This is a genomic window from Streptomyces sp. NPDC044002, from assembly GCF_056434525.1.
This window is the reverse complement of the sequence record NZ_JBWKEZ010000063.1, coordinates 22,163-30,212: the sequence shown is the minus strand read 5'-3', so window position 1 is coordinate 30,212 and position 8,050 is coordinate 22,163. Positions and strand designations below refer to the sequence as shown.

The window sequence follows — 8,050 nt, the reverse complement described above, 5'->3', positions numbered from 1 at the left end:
AAGAAAACTCCCTCCGTGGTTTCATGAGGGGGGGGCTTTCTCCCTCGTTTTGTCGGCGCGGGGGGGGGGGAGGGGGAACCCCCCCCCCCCCCCCCCCCCCCCCCCCACAACCCCCCTCGGGTAGGTCTCTATCCATCCGGAGCACCGTATTCACCCTTCCGAGCAGGCGCTCGGAGTGAATGCCGGGAGCGTAAGGGGGCGCTTTCGGGCCGCGTGCTTTTCCCGCTGATCTTCACTTGCCTACCGTCGTGAACACGGGTCCCGCGGCGGGGGAGTGGTGCGGCGATGACGGACGAGGTCACGGACGGTACGAGGGGCGCGGGCCGCGACGCCTTCGCGGGTGCCGAGGGGCCGGCCGCGGGACTGGTGACGATCCGGGACCGGGACGGACTCCCGCGCGGGAGCGGCTTCGTCGCCGACGACCGCGGCACGGTGATCACCAGCCACGACGCCGTCGAGGGCCTGGCCGGGATGGTCCTGCACGCGTCCGGCGCCGAGGGGCCCGGCCGGCCGGCGTCGGCCGATGACGTGACCGCCCTTCCGGAGCTCGGGCTGGCCCTCGTACGCGGTGACGGACTGGGCGTGCCGCCGCTGCCCGTGGCGATGTGCGAGGCGATCCCTCCGGGGACGTACGTGCGCCTGCCCGCGCGGGGCTGGCGCCAGGCGCGGGTCCTCGGGGCGGGCGCGGAGGTCACCCACACCGCGGCCGGCCGCCGCCACGCACTCCCCGCCACCGTCGAGCTGGCCATCGGAACGGCCGGCCGGGACGCCCTGCGGCTCGGCGGCGAGGTCCGCGGGGGGCCGGTCCTGGACGCGGCGACGGGAGCGGTGCTCGCGGTACTGGGCACCGCCCTCGAAGCGGAGCACCGCTCCGGGAGCTTCGCCGTCCCCCTGCGTGCGGCCGCCGCGGCCGCACCGGGCGGCCCCCTCGCGGCGCTGCTGGAGCGGAACTCCGCCACCGTGCCGGGCTACGGCGCGGACCTCAACCTGGCCGGCGCCCTGGAACTGACCGCCACCACCCTCGGCGCGGCCCTCCCCCCGGCCGGCGCCGCCGAGCCCGCCCCCGATCCCGTGCCGCGTCCCGGGATCACCGCCGGGCTGGCCGCCTTCACCGCCGGGACGGACCTCGTGCTCGGCCTGGTCGGGGCCCCCGGCACCGGCCGCACCACCGCCCTCGCCGCCCTGGCCGCCGACCGGGCCCGCGGACCCCGTCCCGCGCCGACGCTCTGGCTCCGCGGAGCCGACCTGCACGACGGGGACGCCTCGCTGGCCGACGCCGTGACCCGCGCCCTGACGGCGGCGGGCCGCATCCTCACCGCCGCCACCACCCCGGCCGGCCGCACCGCCGAACCCGGCGCCGAACCCCCCGCCGTCCCGGGCCCCGGCGGGGAGGGGGCGGCGGGGCCCGGCGGGGAAGGGATCGGGGAGCGGGTGGCGCGGCTCGCGTGGGTGGCCGGGCGGCGGCTGCTGGTGGTTCTGGACAACCCTGAGGAGATGCCGACCCGGCTGGCGCACCGCCTGGAGCCGTGGACCGCGGCCACCGCCGACTGGCTGCGCGGCACCGGGGCGCGGCTGGTGGTCGCGGCCCGGCCCGAGTACTGGGAGCGGGCCGGGGACCTCTACCCGCCGGAGCTGCTGCACACCCCGGCCCGCGCCGCCCGGCGGCTGCCGCCCGCGCTGCCCGTCGGCGACCTGACCCCGCAGGAGGCGCGCGAGGCCCGGGCCCGGCTGGGGATCCCGGACGACGCGGTGGCGCAGGCCGACGCCCGGCACCCGCTGACGCTGCGCCTGCTCGCCGGGATCCGCGCCGCCGAGGTCACCGCGGGCCGCCCGGGCCGTGACGAGGTCTTCGCCGCGCACCTGGACCTGCTGGCCCTGCGCGTCGCCGTCCGGATCGCGGCGGCGGCCGGCGCCGGGGCGGGCACAGGGGCGGGCACCGGGGCGGGCCCCGGGGCCGGGGTGCACGGCCCCGGGGTGCGGCGGCTGGCGGCCCGGGTGGCCGGGCGGGTGCACGAGGCCGCCCGGCGGTGCCTCGGCCCCGGGCAGGGCCAGCTGGACCGGGCCGCCTTCGAGGAGCTGTTCCCCTGGCGCACCGGCTGGGCCTCCGCCGTCCTCACCGAGGGCCTGCTGGTGCCCGCCGGCCCCGGCTACCGCTTCGCCCACGAGGAGCTGTCCGACTGGCTCCAGGCCGGGCACCTCGACGTCCCGGGCGCCCTGGACGGCCTCGTGCACCGCGGCCCCGCCGACACCGGCACTCCCGTACCCCGGCACCGCATCGGGCCCGTGCTGGAGGCCCTGCGCAGGCTTCCCCCGGCCGAGGCGCGCGATCGGCTCGACGCCCTGGTGGCCGCCCTGAACGCCTTCGCCGAGCAGGCCGCCGCCGGATCCCCGGGGCCGGTCCACCCCGACCGCGTCTGGTGGGCCTCCCGGCTGCTGCGCGCCACCCTGCTCGGCGCCGCCGACGCCACCGTGCACCTGCCCGTCCTGCACGCCCTCGCCGAACACGTGGCGCGGTCCGGCAGCGGCGAGTTCGGCGGCTGGTTCTGGAACCGGCTCCGGCTGCCCGAGTGCGACCGGCTCGACCTGCTGCGCCGGCTGCTGCCCTCCGACCACCACTACCTGGAGGCCGCCGCCCGCCGCCTGGCCCGCGGCCCGCAGCTCGTCCTGCCCCTGGTCTGCGCCTGGTTCACCGACGAGCGCCGGCTGCGCGGCCGCCCCGGAGCCACCGTCGCCACCGCGGCACAGGCCCTGCTGCACACGCACCGCCGCCTCGCGGTGGACGACCTCACCGAAGCCCTGGTGGGCGCCGCGCACCCGCGCGCCGACGAACTCCTCGCCGTCCTCGCGGAGGACGAGCCGTCCGCCCTGTGCCGCGCCGTCGGCCGCTGGGCGCACGACGAGCGGCCCGAACGCCGCGTGGCCGCCGCCGCGTACGGCCTCGCCACCGCCCCGCACGTCCGTACCCCCGCCGACCGGGAGCTGCTGCGCCACGCCGCCCAGGCGCTCCTGGACCGCCCCGGCGACAGCGGCCTGCACGGCCCCGCCCTCGGCATCCTGCTCCGCGACCCGCAGGCGCGGGCCCGCTGCCTGCCCGACGCCCTCGACTGCTTCCGCGACCCCGCGGGCGGCTCCCGGCTGCCGGCCTCCGCGCTGGTCGCGGCGCTGCCCGTACTGCCCGACCCGGACGCGGTGTTCGCCGCGCTGCGGGCCCGGGCCGACGGGGAGGTGATCCGCGCCCTGGCCGCGCTCACCACCCCCGGCCTGGCCCGCCGCGCGGGCGACCTCGTACGCGACCACCTCGCCCGCCGCCCCGAGGACGCCCCGCACGCCGCCGCCTTCGTGGACCGGCGCCTCGACCAGGGCCCAGCGGCAGGGCCCGTACTGCGGCCCCTGGTGCTGGGCCTGCTGCGGGGCGCCCCGCAGCCGGTCCGGGCCGAGCTGGCCGGCGTACTGGCCGCGCCGGGGGCGGAGGCCTCGTACCCGCTGCGGGCCGAGCTGGCGGACGTACTGCTGCGCGAGGAGTCGGATCCGGCGGTGCTCGGCGCCTTCCTGGCGGGGCTCGCCGCCGGGAGCTGCCGGCGCCCGGAGGCCCGTACCCGCGAGCTGCTGCGGCGCACCGGGCGACAGCTGCTGCGGGCGCCCGGCGGGCCGGCGGTCTTCGAGCACCACACGGTGGAGCTGGCCCGCGCCGATCCCGTGTTCGGGTCGCTGGTATCCCGCTGGCTCACGGACGCCGCGGCGGAGGCGGCGGCCCTGCTGGGGCCGGGTGCCCGGCGTACCGTGGAGACTCTTCGTAGGGCCGCGCCGGACATTACCTGAGGCGGGGAACGATTCCGGCCAGAGCCGATGCGGGACCCCGGCCGAGGGCATGGCAGTCTTAGACCTGCAATCGGCAAATCAGTACAGGGACTACACGGGTTCGGGCGAGGAGCGGTCACAGTGCAGCGCTGGCGTGGCTTGGAGGACATCCCCCAGGACTGGGGACGCAGCGTCGTCACCATCGGCTCCTACGACGGTGTGCACCGGGGACACCAGCTGATCATCGGACGGGCCGTGGCGAAGGCCCGCGAGCTGGGCGTCCCGGCGGTCGTCGTCACCTTCAGCCCGCACCCGAGCGAGGTCGTGCGGCCGGGCAGCCACCCGCCGATCCTGGCCCCGTACGACCGCCGCGCCGAGCTGATGGCCGGCCTCGGGGTCGACGCGCTGCTGATCCTGCCGTTCACGGCGGAGTTCTCGCAGCTGTCCCCGGCCGACTTCATCGTGAAGGTGCTGGTCGACAAGCTGCACGCGCGCGCCGTCATCGAGGGCCCGAACTTCCGTTTCGGCCACCGGGCCGCCGGGAACGTCGACTTCCTGCGCGAGCTGGGCTCCACCTACGACTACGAGGTCGACGTCGTGGACCTGGTCGAGCGCGGCGAGGCGGGCGGCGGCGTGCCGTTCTCCTCCACGCTGGCGCGCAAGCTGGTCGCCGAGGGCGACATGGACGGCGCCGCCGAGATCCTGGGCCGCCCGCACCGGGTCGAGGGCATCGTGGTGCGCGGTGCGCAGCGCGGGCGCGAGCTCGGCTACCCGACGGCCAACGTCGAGACGCAGCCGCACACGGCGATCCCGGCCGACGGGGTGTACGCGGGCTGGCTGACGGCCGACGGCGAGCGGATGCCGGCGGCGATCTCGGTGGGTACGAACGTGCAGTTCGACGCCACCGAGCGGACCGTGGAGGCGTACGCGATCGACCGCGTCGGGCTGGACCTGTACGGCAAGCAGGTGTGCGTCGACTTCCTCGCGTACGTGCGGGGGATGGCGAAGTTCGAGTCGCTCGACGGGCTGCTGGAGGCCATCGCGGACGACGTGAAGCGGGCGCGGGTCCTGACGGACGCCTTCGACGCCGCGCGGCGCTGACCCGAGCCGAGCCGAAGGGCCCGTACCGTCCTGGGACGGTACGGGCCCTTCGCGTTCCCCGGGTCGGCCGCGGTCAGCCGAGGCGCGGGTCGCGCGGCGGGGCCTGGTACGGCCCGGGCTGCGGCGGCTGCGGGGCGGCCGGGGGCTGCCAGGGCTGTCCGGGCTGCGGGTAGGGCTGCTGCCCGTACGGCGACGGCCCCTGCGGGGGCTGCGCCTGCGGCTGCTGGTACGGGCCCGGCTGCTGCGGCTGCGGCTGTGCTTGCGGCTGCTGGTGGCCCTGGGGAGCGCCCCAGTGGGCCTGCGCGGCCTGCTGCTGGGCGCGCGTGAAGTCCTCGGCGACCAGGGCGGACAGGTTGAAGTACGCCTCCCGGGTCTTGGGCCGCATCAGGTCGAGGTCGACCTCCGCGCCGGCCGCGAGGTGCTCGTCGAACGGCACGACGACGACGCCGCGGCAGCGGGTCTCGAAGTGCTGGACGATGTCCTCGACCTTGATCATCTTGGCGGTCTCGCGGACTCCGGAGATGACGGTGATCGAGCGGGAGACGAGGTCGGCGTACCCGTGGGCGGAGAGCCAGTCGAGCGTGGTGCTCGCGCTGCTCGCGCCGTCCACGGACGGGGTGGAGATGATGATCAGCTGATCGGCCAGGTCCAGGACGCCGCGCATGGCGGAGTAGAGCAGTCCGGTGCCGGAGTCGGTCAGGATGATCGGGTACTGGCGGCCGAGCGTGTCTATGACGCGCCGGTAGTCCTCGTCGTTGAAGGTCGTCGAGACCGCCGGGTCCACGTCGTTGGCGATGATCTCCAGGCCGGAGGGGGCCTGCGAGGTGAACCGCCTGATGTCCATGTACGAGTTCAGGTACGGGATCGCCTGCACGAGGTCGCGGATCGTCGCACCGGTCTCGCGGCGGACGCGGCGGCCGAGGGTGCCGGCGTCGGGGTTCGCGTCGATGGCCAGGATCTTGTCCTGGCGCTCGGTGGCGAGGGTCGCGCCGAGGGCGGTGGTCGTCGTGGTCTTGCCGACGCCGCCCTTGAGGCTGATGACGGCGATGCGGTAGCAGGACATCACCGGGGTGCGGATGAGCTCCAGTTTGCGCTGGCGGTCGGCCTCGGCGGCCTTGCCGCCGAAGCGGAAGCCGGAGCGGGTGGGCTTGGGCTTCTGCTTGGCGCGGATCAGGCGGTCGGAGGACAGCTCCACGGCGGCGGTGTAGCCGAGCGGAGCGCCGGGGCCCTGGCCGGGACCCGTCTGCCAGTGCGCCTGTGCCTGCGGCGGCTGGGCGGCCGGGTACCCCTGCTGCGCCTGCTGGGGCGGGATGGGCGGGAACCCGTAGCCCTCCGGTTGCGCGTCCGGGGTGCCGGGCACGCCCTGCGGTGCCTGCTGCTGCGCCTGCTGGGGCGGGATGGGCGGGAAGCCGGAGCCTTGCGGTGCCGGTGCGGGGGCCTGCGCTTCGGGGCCCGGCTGCGGGGCCGGGTATCCCTGCGGTGCCTGCTGCTGCGCCTGCTGGGCCGGGACGGGCGGGAAGCCGTAGCCCTGCGGGGGCTGCGGTGCCGGTGCGGGGGCCTGCGCCTCGGGGCCCGGGGGCGGGAAGCCGTAGCCCTGGGGCGCGCCCGTTGAGGCGAACGCGGGCGGCAGCGGCGGCAGTTCGGAGCCGGATCCCCCGAACGGAGTATCCGCGGGCCCGGCGACCGGAGTTCCCCCGGCCGGGGTGGGCGTCCGACCGGGTGCGGCGGCCGCCTCCTCCTCGGGGGCCGGTGCGAACCCCGGGGGTACGGCGTCGGCGAAGGCGGGCACGGAGAGGGGTGCCACGGTGGGCACCGCGAACGGCGCCGCGGGCTCCGCCTGCGCGGACGCGGCGGCGAACCCCTCCGGGGTCCCGCCGGGCAGGGCAGGCAACGCCTCGGCGGCCTCACGGCCCGCTACGTCACCCCCCGCTGCGGAGCTCGCCGGGCCCTGGCTCTCCGTCCCCGGGAACGCGGAGCCCTGGCCCGGGCTCCCGGCACCCGACGCCGGGGCCGCGACCCCCTGCGCGGCGGGCGCTTCGCCCGGGGCCGCCGGGGCGCCGTCCTGCCCGCCCGGTCCCTCGGCCACCGGTGCGGAAGCTTCGTCCTGGGCGGCGTAGGTGGCGTGACCGTTCGGGCCCTCGGCCCCCGGTGCGGGGAACGCGGCGCCGGCCTCGCCCTGCGGCACGACGCCGCCCGGGCCGTCCGGGGTCCCGCCCTGCGGACCGGGGTCAGCAGACCCCTGGGCCGGGAACGCGACCCCCTGGCCCGAGCCTCCGTCTCGGGCGGCGTAGGCGGCGTGACCGTTCGGGGTCTCGGCCCCCGGTGCCGGGAACGCGGGCCCCTGGCCCGAGCCTCCGCCCGGCGCGGGGAACCCGGCGGCGGCCGGGGCTTCGGCCTGGGCCGGGAAGGCCGGACCGGCGGGGAACGCGGCCTCCGGGCCCGACGCTCCGCCCTGGGCGGCATAGGCGGCGTGACCGTTCGGGGCCTCGGCCCCCGGCGCGGGGAACGCGGTTCCCTGGCCCGGGGCTTCGCCCTGAGCCGGGAACGCTGGTCCCTGCCCCGGGGCCTCACCCTGGGCGGGGAACCCGGGCGGCGGGCCCGGCGTTGCGGCCGGAGCCGGAGCCGGAGCCGGAGCCGGAGCCGGAGCCGGAGCCGGAGCCGGAGCCGGAGCCGGAGCCGGAGCCGGAGCCGGAGCCGGAGCCGGAGGGGTCGGCGCACCGGACTGCGCCGGGGCGATCCGCATCGTCGGCGGCGAGACCACGTCCGCCGGGCGGTGGGGTTCGAAGCCGCTGCCCTCGGGCAGCCCGGGCAGCCCCGGTACCGGCGCGGCCTGCGCGGGTGCGCCCTGGGTGTACCAGGCCGGCGGGGTGTAGTCGATGGTGAACTCGCCCGTCACATCGGGCTCCGCGTCGGACTGATCGTCCGTCGGGACGTCCCACGTCCCGCCGCGCCTCTCGTTCCGATCGCCGCTCACTGGTCCTCCTGGTCTGTCGAACACCGGTCGGCGCCCACCTCGACGCCGCGCCCGCGCTCAGCCTAATCGCGCCCCGCGCCCGAAAGCCCCCGAGGTCGCGCCCCCGTACTCCTGCCTACAGGCCGCCCCGGCCCTGAGCAACCGTCACCCGCACGTCCGTCCGGCACGTCCGTCCCG

General features: G+C 77.6%; 3 protein-coding genes. 2 read left to right on the top strand and 1 reads right to left on the bottom strand.

Going from position 1 to position 8,050, the window contains the following annotated elements:
• Window positions 1–285: 285 nt before the first annotated feature.
• Window positions 286–3,819 (top strand): serine protease, encoded by a 3,534-nt coding sequence (locus AC07A6_RS33280; RefSeq protein WP_478779608.1) that lies wholly within the window; start codon window positions 286–288, stop codon window positions 3,817–3,819.
• A 120-nt stretch (window positions 3,820–3,939) separates the two neighbouring features.
• The gene (locus tag AC07A6_RS33275) at window positions 3,940–4,899 is read left to right on the top strand and encodes a bifunctional riboflavin kinase/FAD synthetase (RefSeq protein WP_125819236.1); all 960 of its coding nucleotides are present in this window, start codon (window positions 3,940–3,942) and stop codon (window positions 4,897–4,899) included.
• A 73-nt stretch (window positions 4,900–4,972) separates the two neighbouring features.
• On the opposite strand, the gene AC07A6_RS33270 is transcribed toward AC07A6_RS33275, so the two are convergent.
• Complete coding sequence (locus AC07A6_RS33270; protein ID WP_478779607.1) at window positions 4,973–7,873, bottom strand: SCO5717 family growth-regulating ATPase; 2,901 nt, start codon at window positions 7,871–7,873, stop codon at window positions 4,973–4,975.
• Between the last annotated feature and the right edge of the window lie 177 nt (window positions 7,874–8,050).